This window comes from Halobacterium hubeiense (genome assembly GCF_001488575.1).
Lineage (GTDB): Archaea > Halobacteriota > Halobacteria > Halobacteriales > Halobacteriaceae > Halobacterium > Halobacterium hubeiense.
Genome location: NZ_LN831302.1, coordinates 465343 through 479614, shown reverse-complemented (window position 1 = coordinate 479614; position 14272 = coordinate 465343). Strand labels below are relative to the sequence as shown.

Sequence of the window (14272 nt, the reverse complement as noted above, 5' to 3'; positions counted from 1 at the left end):
GGGCAGCCGGCTACGGGCGGACTGAAAGGGGCGAGGCTGTAGACGAAGGCGCGCGACGCAAGCACCGCAGCGAACGTAGTGAGCAAGGAGCGCAGCGAGCGCGAGGCCGACCAACGGGAGGCCTCGAACTGCTCGAACGGGGAACGTAGTGACCCGTGAGAGCGCACCGAGTCTACAGCCTCGGGGCTTTCTAGCTCCGCGTTACAGTCGCAGAAGCACAGCGAAGCGTCCCAAATCCAATTCCAGACAGCCGGGGGGCTTTTGCGGGAGCCGGCGGTACAACGAGTATGCGCGAGTTCGAGCGGAAGCAGCTCCTCGAGCGCGTCGACCGGGAGGCGGCGACGGTGGGGGCGTCGATTCCCGACACGCTCGACGTACAGGGCGAGGAGTTCGAGTTGCGGGAGTTCGTCTTCGAGGTGAAGAAGCTCGACGCGGTGCCGGCCGAGCGCCGCGAGGACGTCGAGGACGCGAAGAAGTCGCTTCGCCGGGAGCGCCTGCAGCGCCGGGAGCGACTGGAGGAGGCGGACATCAGCCGCGAGGAGGGGGAGGAACTCGTGGAGGCCATCATCGGCATCGAGCGGGCGTTGAACGCGCTGGAGTCGCTGGGGACGACGAACATCGAAGCGGAAATCGAGGCCAGCGAGCGCGCGGACCGCAAGCGGTGGTTCTCGTTCCTGAAGGAGGCGCTGGGCCACGATGACAACGAGGGCATCAAGCGATGAGCCGGAACAACGAGGTCGCGAGCGTGCTCGAAGCGTACGCCGACCTGCTGGAGGCCCAGGACGTCAGTTACAAGCCGAACACGTACCGCCGCGCGGCGTCGAACATCCGGGACCACTCGGCGGCCGTCGAGGAACTCGCGGCGGAGGGCGCGGATGAAGTCCAGCGCATCGAGGGCGTCGGCGACGCCATCGCGTCGAAGGTCGTGGAGTACGTCGAGACCGGCGAAATCGAGGAGCTGGAGGCGGAACGCGAGAAGCTCCCGGTGGACATCGAACAGTTGACCTCGGTGGAGGGGGTCGGGCCGAAGACCGTCAAGAAGCTCTACGACGCGCTCGGCGTACAGACGCTGGACGACCTCGAAGAAGCGGCGCGAGCGGGCGAGATTCAGGAGGTCGAGGGGTTCGGGCCGAAGACCGAGCAGAACATCCTCGACCACATCGGGTTCGCGCGGCAGGCCCAGGAGCGGGAACTGCTCGGGAACGGCCGTCCCATCGCGGAGGACGTGCGCTCGTTCCTCGCGGACCTCGACGCCGTCGAGCGCGTGGCGGTCGCGGGGTCGACGCGGCGGTGGCGCGAGACCATCGGCGACGTGGACGTGCTCGTCGCCAGCGACGCCGGAGAGACGGTCGGCGAGGCGCTGACCGAGTGGGACCGCGTGGACGAGACGCTGGACTTGGGGCCGACGAAGACGAGCGTGCGGTCGAACCGGGTCCGTATCGACCTCCGCGTGGTGGTCGACGAGGAGTTCGGCGCGGCGCTGCAGTACTTCACGGGCAGCAAGGACCACAACGTCAGGGTGCGCAACCACGCCATCGACCAGGGCAAGAAGGTCAACGAGTACGGCGTCTTCGACGTCCGAGACGTCGAAGACGCCGATTCTGGGCAGCGCGTGGGCGAGCGCCTCGCCAGCGAGACCGAGGAAGCCGTCTACGACGCGCTCGGCCTGCCGTTGATTCCGCCGGAGCTGCGCGAGGACCGCGGCGAGGTCGAGGCCGCGGCCAGCGGCGACCTCCCCGAGCTAATTGAGGAGGACGACGTGCGCGGCGACCTGCACGCGCACACGGAGTGGTCGGACGGCGACCTTACGGTCCGCGAGATGGTCGAGGGGGCCGCAGAGTTCGGCCACGACTACGTCGCCATTACAGACCACGCCGAGGGACCGGGCGTGTTCGGGGACAGCGGGCTCTCGGACGCCGACCTCCGCGAGCAGGCCGACGAAGTCGCGGCCGCACGCGAGGAGACAGACATCATCGTCTTCCACGGCGTCGAAGCGAACGTAGACGCCGACGGGAACGTCGTCGAGGTCAGCGACGACGTGCTCGCGGACCTCGACGTCGTGGTCGCGAGCCCGCACAGCGGCCTCGGCGAGGACGGCGGCGACCAGACCGAGCGCCTGATTTCCGCCGTCGAACACCCGCACGTCGATATTCTCGGCCACCCCTCGGGCCGGCTCATCAACGATCGCCCCGCGATGGAGTTCGACCCCGAGGCGCTCGCGGAAGCCGCGGCCGACGCCGGCACCGCGCTCGAAATCAACAGCAACCCCCACCGCCTCGACCTCTGGGGGAGCGTCGTCCAGACGGCCGTCGAGGCGGGCGCGACTATCGCGGTGAACACGGACGCCCACTCCACCAGCGAGTACGCGAACGTCGAGTACGGCGTCCACACCGCGCGCCGCGGCTGGGCGGAAGCCGGCGACGTGCTGAACGCCCGCGACCCCGAGGGCGTCCGCGAGTTCCTCGACTCGTGACGTTCCTGCTGGACGCGATGCTCGGGAGCCTCGCGCGCATTCTGCGAATGTGTGGCCACGACGCCGCGTACTGCCTCGACAGAGGTATCGAGGCCGACGACGCGATTCTCGACCTCGCCGCCCGCGAGGACCGCGTCGTCGTCACGCGCGACCGCGAGCTGGCCGAGCGAGCGCCCGAGAGCATCCTCGTCGAATCCAAGGACGTCGACCACCAACTGCGCGAACTCGCCGCCGCGGGCGTGGACCTGACGCCGACGCCGGGCGAGCGCTGTGGCGCGTGCAACGGCGAACTCCGAGAAGTCGAACGAGAAGCGAAGGTACTTCCGGAGTACGTGCCCGGCGACGCTTCGCCCGTCTGGCAGTGTGAGGACTGCGGGCAGTACTTCTGGGAGGGGAGCCACTGGACGGACATCGAGAAGCGGCTCGCAGCACTGTAACTACTGGTCGTTTCGCTCCCACCACTCGCAGGCTTCCATGTCGTCCATCTCCTCCTCGTAGAGCCCGCAGTACGGCTGCATGCCGTCGTCGCCGACGTACTCGAAGTGCGCGCAGTTCCCGCAGTACTTGTCCGGTGTCGGGCCGCCCGCGGACGGCGCGGCGTCGTCCAGCGGCGAGGAGATGTCGTCGGTGGTCGCGCCGCCGTCCGAGACGGATGGGGACGCGCCTGCCGTCTGCCCCGTCTGCGTGGCCGGGGACGACGGCTTCGGCTCGGAGGCGTTCGCGCGAGTGCGCTCGTCTGGGTCCTCGACGCCGCCGAAGACGCCGACGCCGCCGAAGCTCCCCGACGCGAGCTTCTCGCGAGCGCTCTCGACGTCGTCGGCGGGCACCTCGACGGTGTGGGTCTCGCCGTCCTTCGTAACGGTGAGCGTCACCGTGCCGCCGGGGTCGTTGCGCGTCTTGAACGTCGCGACCGCGGTGAACAGACACCACATCGTCGTGATGATGCCGGCGGCGTAGACGAGGATGAACGCCAGCGTCGCCGTCGACGGGACGCCGCCCGACCCCGGAACGTAGATGACCGGGTAGGTCGCGCGGAACAGCATCACGCCGAGGACCGTGAGGCCCGCGCCGACCGCGGCGGCCGCGCGCTGGAGCCGGTTCGCCGGGAGCACCGTGAAGATGCCGACGAGCACGGACGGAACGCCCAGTCCCGCGAGCAGCACCGCGATTTCGCGGCTCTCGTACTGCCCGAAGCCGTTGTTGATGAGGAGCCCCGTCCCGCCAGCGAGAATCCCGCCGACGACGAGCAGCGCGCCCGCGGCGAATAGGCCGGTGCCGAGGTAGACGCGCCGCTGGCTGGCCTCGCCCGCGCGCCGGTCGTAGGTCTCCCCCAGGCTGGTCATGCGTCCCCGTTAGACGCGCAGGGTAAAAACAGTACGTCAGACGTTCGACGGCGCGCGCGAGCGGCGGTCGAGCGCGCTGCTCGCGGCTCCCTTCGGTCGCCGTTCGCCACAACGTGGCCTCGCTGCGCTCGGCCACGCTCCGAAAGGTTGAATCCGCGCCCCGGCGAATCGCCGGGTATGGCTGACGAGACCGACGAAGAGGAGGAAGAACCCGCCGTCGAACTCGGTGAGGGTGAACCCGTGGAGGGCGCACCGCTGGCGCGCGTGGCGTCCCGACTGACGTGGGCCCAGCAGAAGAGCGAGGTCGTCCGCAAGGAGGGCGATTCGGTCGTCCGGACGCCCGACGGCCCGCAGACGCTCGAATCCCTGCTCGAGGACGTCGACATCACGTACTTCGAGACGCGCCGCGAGTTCGAGGACGCGGTCCGCGAGGTCGTCGGCACCGGCCCCGTGCCGACCGAGTAGTACAGGGTTCTGGGAAACGCCGCCGGTCCCTTTTACGTGGTCGCGCGAACCGGCGTGCATGAGCCTCCGTTCGTCGTACGAATCGCTTCTCTGGCGGTCGATAGCGCTGGCCGGCGCTGACGGGTCGGTCGAGCGGAAGATGCTGGCCGCGGTCGGCCTCCAGTTCCTCGGCGCGGTCGCGATGGCGGCGTTCGCGCTGTTCACCGCGGGCGCCCTGCAAATCGTCGGCGTCGGCGCGACGCTGGCGCTGTCGGTGGTCGCATTCTTCAACACGTACCTCGTCGCCGAGCGTGACTTCGTCGAGCCGCTGGTCGAACTGGAAGCGGCGGCCGACGACATCGCCGCCGGCGAGTTCCAGCGCGCGGACATCCCCGCGACCGACCGCGACGACGAGATTGCGGGGCTGGTGGCGTCGTTCCAGCGGATGCAGGCGAACCTCGCGACGGCGTCCCGGCAGGCCGACGCGCTCGCCCGACAGGACTTCGAGGACACGGCGCTGGACGCCGACGTCCCCGGCCGGTTCGGGGAGAGCATGGCGACGATGGCCGACAGCCTCCAGTCACACACCGAACAGCTGGAAGCCAAGCAGGCCGAACTGGAGCGCCAGTCCGAGCAGCTCGAACGGCTCGTGGACGCGCTGTCGGCGGCGACCGACGCGGCGCGCAACGGCGACCTCACGGCGCTCCTCGACCCAGACGACCTCGACGTGGCGGCCGAGCACCGCGCGGTCGTCGAGGACTTCAACGACCTGTTGCGGACGCTGGGGGACACCATCGCGGACATCCAGTCGTTCTCCGAGGACGTCCTCGAAGTGTCCGCAGAGACGGAGTCGCGGGTCGAGGAGGTCGCCGAGCACAGCGCGGAGGTGAGCGCGAGTGTCGACGAGATTGCGGCGGGCGCGAACCAGCAGACCAATCGGCTGAACGACATCGCGGCGGAGATGGACACGGTGTCCGCGACCGTCGAGGAAATCGCGGCGAGCGCCGACGACGTCGCCGCGACCGCGCAGGCGGCCGCCGACCGCGGGGAGGACGGCCGGGCGGAGGTCGAGGACACCATCGAGGCGCTTCGGGGGCTCCGCGAGCAGAGTCAGGCCGTCGCGGACACCGTCGAGGAGCTCGCGGCGGAGGTCGATCGCATCGACGGCATCACTGAGCTCATCGACGACATCGCCGAGGAGACGAACATGCTCGCGCTGAACGCGTCCATCGAGGCCGCGCGCACCGGCGAGGACGGCGACGGGTTCGCGGTGGTCGCCGACGAGGTGAAGGGGCTCGCCGAGGAGACCCGCGAGCAGGCCGCGGACATCTCCGAGCTCGTCGAGACCGTCACGCAGCGCGCCGAGGACGCCTCCACCGCCATCGCGGAGGTGGACGCGGAGGTCGAGCGCAAGATAGACCGGGCGGAGGGCGTGCTCCGGGACTTCGACGCCATCGTGGACGAGGTCGCGAACGTCAACCACTCCGTCCAGGAGATTTCGGAGGCGACCGACGAGGGCGCCCAGTCGGTGACCGACGCCGTCGGGATGGTCGACGAAATCGCGAGCGTCAGCGAGGAGACCGCCGCCGAGGCGGACACGGTCGCGGCCAGCGCCAGCGAGCAGACCGAGGCGACTGACGAGGTCGCCGAGCGCATGGACGACCTCGCGGGCCGCACGGAGGAACTCGCCGCGCTGCTGGACGAGTTCGACGTCCCGGAGAGCGCGGGCGGCGACCGCGCTGACGAAGCGGGCGTCGGCGCCGAGGACCGCGGCCGAGCGGGCGCGACGGCGACGGACGGCGGCCAGAACACGGCCTTCGACTGGGCGGACGAGTAGTCCGCTCGACGCGCGCTACAGGAGCGCGGCGAGCACGGCGAGCAGGCCGCTGGCGTTCTCGGTGCTGGTGGGGGCAGCCGCCTGAATGCCGAACAGCGTCGCGTTGTAGAGGCCGTGGCAGAGCGCGGGGACGGCGATGTTCCGGGTGCGCTCGTAGACGAACCCGAAGACGAGACTCGGCACCGAGAGGACGCTGATGGTGAGCGCGGCCGCCTGCAGGCTCCCGGACAGCGAGAGGATGTGCGCGGGCGCGAACATCGCGGTGGCGAGGACGATGGCGCCGGCCGCGGAGAAGTGGCGGCGCAGCGACCCCTGGATGATGCCGCGGAACAGCAGCTCCTCGCCCGGGCCGATGAGCAGAATCGAGAGGGGAATCATCCAGACGAGCAGGCCGCTGTCGGCGGCGGCCTGCGCGCCCTCGTTGGTCGCGGGCTCGGTCGTGAACAGGGTCGTGACGAGGACGAGCGCGGCGAGCACGAGGACGAACGCGGTGAGGTAGCCGCCGACCACGTAGCCGGCGTCCCGCAGCGACGGCACGGAGACGGGGACGAAGTCGAACGAGAGCCCCGAGAAGTGGACGTAGGCGTACGCGACCAGTCCGAAGCCGATGCCCTGCAGGCCGACGAGCCCGAGCACGAGGACCGCGGACGTCGTGGGTTCGAAGCCGAGCGCGACCCAGACGCCCATCAGGACCAGTGAGACGGCGAGGCCGACGACGAAGCCGAGGATTGCGACGCCGAACGCGACGAGGACGGCGCGAGGTTTCGAGCCGGACGACGTCGCGTCGCCGTCGTCGGCGGACGGCGAGGAGGCGTCCGCGTCAGTGGAGAGCGAGTCCATGCACGGGCGTTCGTCGCGGGCGTCGAAAAAGCCGGGGGTTCAGCCGTCGTCGTCCCGTCGCTCCTCGGCGAGTTCGGCTTCCAGTTCCGCGACTCGTGCCTCCAGCTCCGCCACGCGCTGGTCGTCGCTACCGCCGCCGAACGCCATTCTGCCGACGGCGACGACGACGAACACGACGATGGCGAACGACACCAGTATCATGAACATGACCGCGAGTTCCATACCACCGGGGAGGCCGCCGACGAATGCGGGGAGCATGGGCGCTCGTTCGCCCGCCAACCGCATAAACGAACCCCCGAATCGCGGGCTACGAGAACTCCGAGAGGTCGCTCTGGACGCCCGCGACCATGCTGGACTTGCGACGCAGCGCGGCCAGCGAGACGGGGAGGTGGTCGACGACCTCCCGGACGGCGCCGTGGAACGACTCGCTCTCGCCCGGCTCGGTGTCGAAGGCGTTGCGGACGCTCTCTCGCACCTGCCAGACGCCGACGGGCGCCCAGTAGTCGTCGCTGACCTCGCGGAGCACGAGCGCCTTCGCCTGCCGGCCGATGCTGTCGAGGTGTTCGAGCACGCCGAGCCGCGAGGCGTAGTACGCGCCCGCCGTCTCGTCGACGTAGCCCGTGCGGCCCTCGTAGCCCTCGCTCGCCGACGCCATCCAGATGTCGCCCGCGGGGTCGGGGTTCCAGATGCTTCCGGGGGCCTTCATCTCCACGAGCTCGTACTCCCACGAGCCGGGCGCCAGCACCACCCAGTAGCGGTTGCCCATGTACTCGTTGACGTGGACCGTCACGCGATTCACGCTGGGGTTGTCCCGAATCCGCCCGCGGAGGAACTGCCCGATGGTGTCGTCGACGGCCGTAATCGACCACCGCGTCGGGACGAGCCGGCGGTGGTCGGCCTGCCCGAGCGCGCCCACGGAGAGCACGCGGTTGATGTCGTAGACGTCAAAGCCGCGGCGGTAGAGGTACGTCATCGCGCCCTCCGCCGCCCAGTCGTCGTCTTCCAGCGTCTTCTCGACGTACCGCGGCACGTGGGGGTTCTCGGTGAGCGCCGCGGACTCCGCACTCGCGTTCGGGCCGGACGGCGCGTTCGCCGCCGGGTTCGTGTACTCGCTGGCGTCGAAGTCCGGCGTGTCCGAGAGCCCGATTTCGACGTCCACGGGCCGGTCGGCCATCGCGACCTCGCGCTGCGTGCCGACGAAGCCGTCCCAGACGTCGTGGACGTTCACGTTCGCGGAGCGCCGCGAGTTCAGCAGGCCTGTCCGGTACTGGAGGACGTTGTCGATGTCCAGTCCCTGCTGGTACCACTCGCCGCTGGTCGCGTACTCCTCGGGGTCGGCGCCGCCGGCGACCGGCGAGAGGATGCCCGCGGAGACGTTCGGGTACGACGACCGCCCGACGAACACGGAGGGCGCGGTCGCGCCGACGAGCGTGTCCCCCTGCACGGCGGACTCGAACCCGGATTCGACGTCGTCGAGGTACTCCAGCACCTCGTAGGACTTCTCCTCAGCGAGCTGGCGCCGCTGGACGTCCTCGTCGGGCTGGAGTCCCTCGATGTAGTCGTCGAGACGCACGCCCGTTACTTGCGCGGGCGTCCACTTACCCGCTTCGCCGCGCGCACGCCACGTCCCGCGACCGCACAGAGGTGTAGTAATCAGACGTTTCGATAACAGACTAAATAGTACCTGTACAACCAACGATTTTCAGATAAATACCTGTATATACACTTCTGTTCCTCGATAGTCGTCGTTCGCCAAAATCTATTTACGTATGCGGTGTGTGGTAACTTGTGTCATGAGCGTCGTGGAGGAGCTTCGACAGCGCGTGGAGGACTCGCCAACCGAATTCGAGTGCGGGATCTGCGCGGCGCGCTACGAGCGCCAGCGGCTGAACTGTCCCGCCTGCGGGAGCGGCGAGTTCAGAGAAACCTGACCGCTAGTCCGCCTGCGCCTGCCACTCGCGGACGTTCTCCGCGCTCACGCCCGACACCGACTCCGCGAGTTCGTCGGCGTCCGCGCTCGCGAGGTCGCCGACGTCCTCGATGCCCGCGTCTTCGAGCTTCTCCGCCGTCGCGGGGCCGATGCCGTCCAGCGCCTCCACGCCCTGCTTGCGCTGGCGCTGCTGGTACTCCTCGTAGTTGCAGATAGGGCAGCCGAGCTCCCACGGTTCGTCGTCGTCGCCGTCGTGGACGACGAGCTCGGGGAGGTCGTGTTCGTCGCAGTAGGTGTCCGTGACTTCGATGTCGCCGCGGCGCGGGAGCGGCAGCGAGTAGTCGCAGTCCGGGTAGCGCGTGCAGCCGACGAGCCGGCTGCCGGTCTGGAGCTGCTTGATAGCGAGCTCGCCGCCCTCCTCGTCGCCGCACTCGGGACACGCGCCGATGACGCGGTCCTCGCTCTCCTCGGCTTCCTCGGCCGCACAGAGCGGACAGCCGTGGACGAACGTGTCCCGGCCCGCGAGCATCTTCACCTCGTGGAGTCCGTGTTCCTCACAGGTCTCCTCCAAGACGAGCGGCTCGCCCGTCGAAGGAAGCGGGAGCGTGAACCGACACTCGGGGTAGCCGTCACAGCCCACGAAGTACGAGCCCGTCCGCGAGCGCCGCACGAGTAGCGTGTCGCCGCACTCGGGGCACTCCCCGAGCGTCTTGTCCGCCTTCAGGGAGTCGCGGAGGTGGTCGCCGATTTCCTCGCGGGACTCGGTGAGCTCGTCGAAGACGCGGTCCAGAATCTCGCGGGACTCGGCGGTGACCTCGTCGAGTGACTTCTCGCCGTCCGCGATGGCGGTCATGTCGCCCTCCAGTTCGCTGGTCATCTGCTCGCTGACCACGAGGTCGGCGTACTCCTCGGCGGCCTCCACGACCGCCTTCGCGAGCGTCGTCGGGCGCGGCGGGTCGCCCTCGATGTAGCCGCGGTCGTAGAGCTTCTCGATGGTGTTGTGGCGCGTGGACTTCGTCCCGATGCCCATGTCCTCCATCGTCTCGATGAGCCGGCTCTGCCCGTACCGGCGGGGCGGCTGGGTCTGCTTGGCCTCCATCCGCGGGTCGGTGAGGTCGAGGTGGTCGCCCTCGTCGACGTCCGGCACGTAGTTCTCGCTCGTGTTGAAGTACGGGTAGACCGCGTGGTAGCCTTCTTCGAGCAGGCGCTTCCCGTTCGCCTTGAGGGATTCGCCGTCGGCGTCCGCGACGACACGCAGGTGCTCCCAGACGGCGGGCTCGGCGAGCGTCGCGAAGAAGCGCCGCACGACCAGCTCGTACACCTCCCACTCGTCCTCCGAGAGCTGGTTCCGGTCGGGGAAGTCCGGGGTCGGGTGAATCGGCGGGTGGTCGGTCGTCTCCTCGTCGCCCTCCGTCGGCGAGAGGTCGTCCCGCTCCAGCAGCAGCTCGGCGTCGTCGCCGAAGACGGTCTGCTCGAACTCCCCGAGCAGTTCGCGCTCGTCCAAGTCCTCGGGGTAGACGGTGTTGTCCGTCCGCGGGTACGTGATGTAGCCCGCCGTGTAGAGGTCCTCGGCGATGCTCATCGCGCGGCCCGCCGAGTAGCCCAGCGAGCCAGCAGCGCGGATGAACTGCGTGGTGTTGAACGGCGCCGGCGGGTCGTCGCTCCGGGTGCGCCGGGAGACGGACTGCACGACCGCCTCGCCGGCCTCGCGGAGCACCGAGAACGCGCGCTCGGCGGCGTCCTCGTCCCAGACGCGCTCGGCCTCGTTGCCGTCCTCACCCTCGTAGAAGTACTGCGCCTCGAACTCCGTCCCGTCTTTCGCGAGGTCGGCGAACAGCTCCCAGTAGTCGTCGGGCTCGAACGCCTCTATCTCGCGCTCCTTGTCCACGATGAGCTTCAGCGTCGGCGACTGCACGCGGCCTACGGAGATGAAGTCCTCGCCCATCTGCCGGGCGGACAGCGAGAGGAATCGAGTGAGCGCGGCCCCCCACACGAGGTCGATGATTTGGCGGGCTTCGCCCGCCGCCGCGAGGTCGAAGTCCACGTCGTCGGGGTCCGCGAACGCGGACTTCACCTCGTTGTCCGTAATCGAGGAGAAGCGCACCCGCTGGATGGGCGCCTCCTCGTTGACGTCGCGCACGAGCTCGTAGGCCTCCTTCCCGATGAGTTCGCCCTCGCGGTCGTAGTCAGTCGCGATGACGACGCTGTCGGCCTCGCGGGCGAGCCGCTGGAGCGCGTTCACGATGTCCTCCTGCGTGGGCTCCTTGACGACGTCGGCGTGCACGAGTTCGGCGGGCTCGACGTCCCGCCAGTCGCTGTACTCGGGCGGGAAGTCCATGCCGACGACGTGGCCGGAGAGCCCGATGCAGCGGCGGCCGCCCCACTCGTAGACGTTCACGCCAGCGGTCGTGTCGGTGGTTGCCCCTCCCTCCGAGAGGATGTCGGCGATGCGTCGCGCGGCGTTGTTCTTCTCTGTGACGATGAGTTCCACGGTGTACCTCCACCCGCCGGGGTGGTCTTGGAGACGGATACGCCGCTACCGCGGGTAAAGATTTCGGGACCGAGAACCGCACGCAAGCGCCGGGACAAGGCGCGCTCGTGCCTGCCCGCGAGTGCGGGTACTCGCGCGGCGTGCGAGCACGCGCAACGACTAACCCCGCCCGCCCTAGAGTGGGCGTATGGTCCAACGGCGCGTGAACCGCTGGGTCGGTGTGTTCCTGCTCGTCGTCGGCGTCGGCGGCCTCGCTCTGACGTTCCCGCCGTCCCTGCTGCTCGGCGTTCAGATGGCGCTGCTCGCGGTCGCCGGCGCGCTGGTCTTCGCGTCCGGCGTCACCGACCGCGTGCGCTGGTCGATACTCGCAGGGCTCGGGAACGTCGCGCTCGGCCTCTCGCTGGTCGTCTCCGGCGTCACGACGCTCGGTGACCAGCCGGGAACCGGCGACCTCGCGTACGGCGCGCTCGTCGCGGTGGGCGGCCTCACGCTCGCGGTAATCGGCGTCGGCTACGTCGTCGAGCACGACGCCTTCGACACCGAGCCGTAGCTACGCGCGGTAGAACATCCCCTTCGACGCGGGACGGGTCTCCTCGAAGCCCCACTGCTCGTAGAAACCGTCCACGTCCGCCATCAGGTTCACGTACGCGCTCTCCGGGGCATTTTCCTCGACGTAGCGCATTATCGCGTCCATCATCCGGGAGCCCAGTCCCTGCCGCTGGTGGTCGGGGTGGACGGCCATGTCGCAGATGTGGTAGACGGAACCGCCGTCGCCGACGATGCGGGCCATGCCGACTGTCTCGCCGGAGGACTGCTCGACTATCGTCACGCCGTACACGGAGTTCGGGAGACCGCGCTCGACGCCCTCGCGGGAGCGCTCGGCCATCCCGGCGGCCGCGCGGAGTTCCCGGAAGCGCTCGGGCGTCGGGAGTTCCTCGCGGAGTTCGTAGCTCATACCGGGAGTGACGGAAGCGAGAGGAAAGCCGTGTCGGTGCCGACAGCGCGCGTCGCTACTCCAGTTGCTCGCGCAGCAGTTCGTTCACCTGCCCGGGGTCGGCGCTCCCGCCGGTCTTCCCCATCACCTGCCCGACGAGGAAGTTCAGCGCGCCGCCCTCGCCGGCGTGGTAGTCTTCGACGGCGTCGGGGTTCTCCTCGATGGCCTCCGCGACCGCGGCCTCGACCTCGCCGCCCGTGGTCTTCCCGAGGTCCTCCGCCTCGACGATTTCGTCGGGCTCGCGGCCCTCGTCGAGCATCTCCCGGAGCACGACCTCCTCGGCGTTCTTCGCCGTGATCTCGTCCTCGGCGACGAGCTCCACGAGGCGCGCGAACTCGTCGATGCGGTCGGTGATGTCCCCGACCTCGAGCCCGCGGTAGTTGAGTTCGCCGAGCACGTTGTCCGCCACCCACGTCGCCGCCAGCCCGGGGTCGTACTCCTCCGCGAGCTCCTCGAAGAGGTCCGCGACGGCCTTCCGGGACGTGAGCTTGGAGGCGGTCTCGGCGCCGAGGTCGTACTCCTCGCGGAACCGCTCGCGGCGCGCGTCCGGCAGCTCCGGAATCGGAATCTCCTCCTTCCAGTCCGAGACCTCCAGCGGCGGGATGTCCGCCTCCCGGAAGTAGCGGTAGTCCTTCTCCTCCTCCTTCGAGCGCATCGACACCGTGATGCCCCGGGACTCGTCCCAGTGGCGGGTCTCCTGTTCGACCTCGCGGCCGCGCTGAATCTGGTTGCGCTGGCGCGTAATCTCGTAGGAGAGCGCCTTCTCGGCGGCGCGGTGGCTGGAGATGTTCTTCACCTCGGTACGGTTCGCGGCTTCCAGCGCCTCGTCGCTGATGCCGCCCTCCAGTTCGGCGGCCTCGACCATCGAGATGTTGGCGTCCACGCGCAGGCTGCCGTCCCGCTCCGCGTCGAAGATACCCAGATATTCGAGGACGTCGGTGAGCTTCGCGAGGAACGCGCGCGTCTCGTCGGCGCTCCGGAAGTCCGGCTCCGTGACGATCTCCATCAGCGGCGTGCCCGCGCGGTTGTAGTCCACGAGCGTGTAGTCGGCGGTGTCGATGCTGCCGCCGACGTGCTGGAGGCTCCCCGGGTCCTCCTCTAAGTGCGCGCGCTCGATGCCGATTTCGCGGCGCTCGTCCTCGACGGCCACCGCGAGCTCGCCGTCCTGGCAGATGGGGGCGTCGTACTGCGTAATCTGGAACCCCTTCGGCAGGTCGGGGTAGAAGTAGTTCTTCCGGTGGAAGCGGGTTCGCTCGGGGATGTCAGCGTCGATTGCCTTCCCGAGTTTCACGGCGGCCTCGACGGCGCCCTCGTTCAGCACGGGGAGCGCACCCGGCAGCCCGAGACACACCGGACACGTGTGCGTGTTCGGCTCCGCGTCGCCGGTGTCGGTCGAACACCCACAGAAGATCTTGGTGTCCGTTTCCAGTTGCACGTGGACCTCCAGCCCGATGACCGCGGCGAGGTCCTCCGTGGCGGCCTGCGTACTCATTGCGCCACGATTCGAGGGGCGGCCGCTTAGGACTAACGAAGGGGCCACGGGGGCGGGCCCGCGGTACTGACTCGGAGATGTCTGACGCGCGTCCGACCTATACTTATCCGTCTCGCGCCCCGTCCAGAACGTATGACTGACGACACCGACGTCGAGGAACTCGAACAGCGCGTCGAAGAACTGGAGGCGACGGTCCGCGGTCTCACCGAGGAACTCGTGGACGCCAGCGAGCGCATCCGCACGCTGGAAGCCGAACTCGACCGCACGCCGAGCACGGAGGAGCTCCGCGAATCCCGCGAGGGCGGCGTCATCGAGCCCGGCGACGACGACGCGGACACCGAGGCAGACGAAGCGACTAAACCTGTGGACGGCGAGGCAGAGGACAACGAGGAGTCGGGCCTCGACGACATCATCGTCGCGTAGGCCGC

15 protein-coding genes are annotated in these 14272 nt (G+C 69.1%); 8 read left to right on the top strand and 7 right to left on the bottom strand.

The features are described from left to right. The first annotated feature begins 287 nt into the window (after positions 1-287). From HHUB_RS02355 to HHUB_RS02345, 3 genes are read left to right on the top strand one after another with little or no spacing between them, the layout of a single operon-like run. Positions 288-722 (top strand): DUF5788 family protein, encoded by a 435-nt coding sequence (locus tag HHUB_RS02355; protein WP_059055868.1) that lies wholly within the window; start codon positions 288-290, stop codon positions 720-722. Beyond that, a complete protein-coding gene (gene polX, locus HHUB_RS02350) occupies positions 719-2473 on the top strand; it encodes a DNA polymerase/3'-5' exonuclease PolX (protein ID WP_059055866.1) in 1755 nt (584 codons plus the stop codon). The genes HHUB_RS02355 and polX overlap by 4 nt, the downstream gene beginning before the upstream one ends. After that, complete coding sequence (locus tag HHUB_RS02345) at positions 2470-2910, top strand: DUF5615 family PIN-like protein (RefSeq protein ID WP_169793382.1); 441 nt, start codon at positions 2470-2472, stop codon at positions 2908-2910. The genes polX and HHUB_RS02345 overlap by 4 nt, the downstream gene beginning before the upstream one ends. On the opposite strand, the gene HHUB_RS02340 is transcribed toward HHUB_RS02345, so the two are convergent. After that, positions 2911-3816, bottom strand: a complete 906-nt coding sequence (locus HHUB_RS02340) for a DUF7139 domain-containing protein (protein ID WP_059055864.1) — start codon at positions 3814-3816, stop codon at positions 2911-2913. It abuts the gene before it with no gap. A gap of 177 nt (positions 3817-3993) precedes the next feature. Here HHUB_RS02340 and HHUB_RS02335 point away from each other — a divergent pair, with 177 nt between their 5' ends. Continuing rightward, a complete protein-coding gene (locus HHUB_RS02335) occupies positions 3994-4281 on the top strand; it encodes a DUF5789 family protein (RefSeq protein WP_059055862.1) in 288 nt (95 codons plus the stop codon). A gap of 58 nt (positions 4282-4339) precedes the next feature. Then, a complete protein-coding gene (locus tag HHUB_RS02330) occupies positions 4340-6097 on the top strand; it encodes a methyl-accepting chemotaxis protein (protein ID WP_082687150.1) in 1758 nt (585 codons plus the stop codon). Between the two features lie 15 nt (positions 6098-6112). On the opposite strand, the gene HHUB_RS02325 is transcribed toward HHUB_RS02330, so the two are convergent. The 3 genes from HHUB_RS02325 to nreA are packed head-to-tail and all read right to left on the bottom strand — an operon-like array spanning position 6113 to position 8510. Next, positions 6113-6937 carry a CPBP family intramembrane glutamic endopeptidase gene (locus HHUB_RS02325; RefSeq protein WP_082687149.1) on the bottom strand — a complete coding sequence of 275 codons (825 nt, stop codon included), beginning with the start codon at positions 6935-6937 and terminating at the stop codon, positions 6113-6115. Between the two features lie 39 nt (positions 6938-6976). Further along, positions 6977-7195: a hypothetical protein gene (locus HHUB_RS02320; protein ID WP_059055860.1), complete on the bottom strand. Its 219-nt coding sequence runs from the start codon at positions 7193-7195 to the stop codon at positions 6977-6979. A 49-nt stretch (positions 7196-7244) separates the two neighbouring features. Next, on the bottom strand, positions 7245-8510 hold the full coding sequence (gene nreA, locus HHUB_RS02315) for a DNA repair protein NreA (RefSeq protein WP_059055858.1): 1266 nt from the start codon (positions 8508-8510) through the stop codon (positions 7245-7247). Positions 8511-8730: 220 nt separating this feature from the next. Between nreA and HHUB_RS16500 the strand changes: the two genes are divergently transcribed. Then, positions 8731-8868, top strand: coding sequence for a hypothetical protein (locus HHUB_RS16500; RefSeq protein ID WP_157533974.1), 138 nt, complete (start codon positions 8731-8733; stop codon positions 8866-8868). Positions 8869-8871: 3 nt separating this feature from the next. Here HHUB_RS16500 and HHUB_RS02310 read toward each other — a convergent pair whose 3' ends face one another. Next, entirely contained in the window at positions 8872-11358 is a 2487-nt protein-coding gene (locus HHUB_RS02310; RefSeq protein WP_059055855.1) for a DNA topoisomerase I, read from the bottom strand. A gap of 187 nt (positions 11359-11545) precedes the next feature. Between HHUB_RS02310 and HHUB_RS02305 the strand changes: the two genes are divergently transcribed. Continuing rightward, positions 11546-11908, top strand: a complete 363-nt coding sequence (locus tag HHUB_RS02305; RefSeq protein WP_059055853.1) for a hypothetical protein — start codon at positions 11546-11548, stop codon at positions 11906-11908. Here the strand turns inward: HHUB_RS02305 and HHUB_RS02300 are convergent, their stop codons facing one another. After that, entirely contained in the window at positions 11909-12313 is a 405-nt protein-coding gene (locus tag HHUB_RS02300; RefSeq protein WP_059055851.1) for a GNAT family N-acetyltransferase, read from the bottom strand. It lies immediately after the preceding gene. Positions 12314-12368: 55 nt separating this feature from the next. Then, positions 12369-13844 carry an Asp-tRNA(Asn)/Glu-tRNA(Gln) amidotransferase subunit GatB gene (gene gatB, locus HHUB_RS02295; RefSeq protein ID WP_059055849.1) on the bottom strand — a complete coding sequence of 492 codons (1476 nt, stop codon included), beginning with the start codon at positions 13842-13844 and terminating at the stop codon, positions 12369-12371. A 132-nt stretch (positions 13845-13976) separates the two neighbouring features. On the opposite strand from gatB, the gene HHUB_RS02290 reads away from it, so the two are divergent. Beyond that, entirely contained in the window at positions 13977-14267 is a 291-nt protein-coding gene (locus tag HHUB_RS02290) for a DUF7518 family protein (RefSeq protein WP_059055847.1), read from the top strand. Positions 14268-14272 lie beyond the last annotated feature (5 nt).

What these genes read in the sequence shown, in the direction of transcription:
- HHUB_RS02305 (WP_059055853.1), top strand. Translation starts at nt 11,546, where the DNA reads ATGGTCCAACGGCGCGTGAACCGCTGGGTCGGTGTGTTCCTGCTCGTC.
- HHUB_RS02325 (WP_082687149.1), bottom strand. Translation starts at nt 6,937, where the DNA reads ATGGACTCGCTCTCCACTGACGCGGACGCCTCCTCGCCGTCCGCCGAC.
- HHUB_RS02330 (WP_082687150.1), top strand. Translation starts at nt 4,340, where the DNA reads ATGAGCCTCCGTTCGTCGTACGAATCGCTTCTCTGGCGGTCGATAGCG.
- HHUB_RS02355 (WP_059055868.1), top strand. Translation starts at nt 288, where the DNA reads ATGCGCGAGTTCGAGCGGAAGCAGCTCCTCGAGCGCGTCGACCGGGAG.
- polX (WP_059055866.1), top strand. Translation starts at nt 719, where the DNA reads ATGAGCCGGAACAACGAGGTCGCGAGCGTGCTCGAAGCGTACGCCGAC.
- HHUB_RS02320 (WP_059055860.1), bottom strand. Translation starts at nt 7,195, where the DNA reads ATGCTCCCCGCATTCGTCGGCGGCCTCCCCGGTGGTATGGAACTCGCG.
- HHUB_RS02340 (WP_059055864.1), bottom strand. Translation starts at nt 3,816, where the DNA reads ATGACCAGCCTGGGGGAGACCTACGACCGGCGCGCGGGCGAGGCCAGC.
- HHUB_RS16500 (WP_157533974.1), top strand. Translation starts at nt 8,731, where the DNA reads ATGAGCGTCGTGGAGGAGCTTCGACAGCGCGTGGAGGACTCGCCAACC.
- gatB (WP_059055849.1), bottom strand. Translation starts at nt 13,844, where the DNA reads ATGAGTACGCAGGCCGCCACGGAGGACCTCGCCGCGGTCATCGGGCTG.
- HHUB_RS02290 (WP_059055847.1), top strand. Translation starts at nt 13,977, where the DNA reads ATGACTGACGACACCGACGTCGAGGAACTCGAACAGCGCGTCGAAGAA.
- HHUB_RS02300 (WP_059055851.1), bottom strand. Translation starts at nt 12,313, where the DNA reads ATGAGCTACGAACTCCGCGAGGAACTCCCGACGCCCGAGCGCTTCCGG.
- HHUB_RS02335 (WP_059055862.1), top strand. Translation starts at nt 3,994, where the DNA reads ATGGCTGACGAGACCGACGAAGAGGAGGAAGAACCCGCCGTCGAACTC.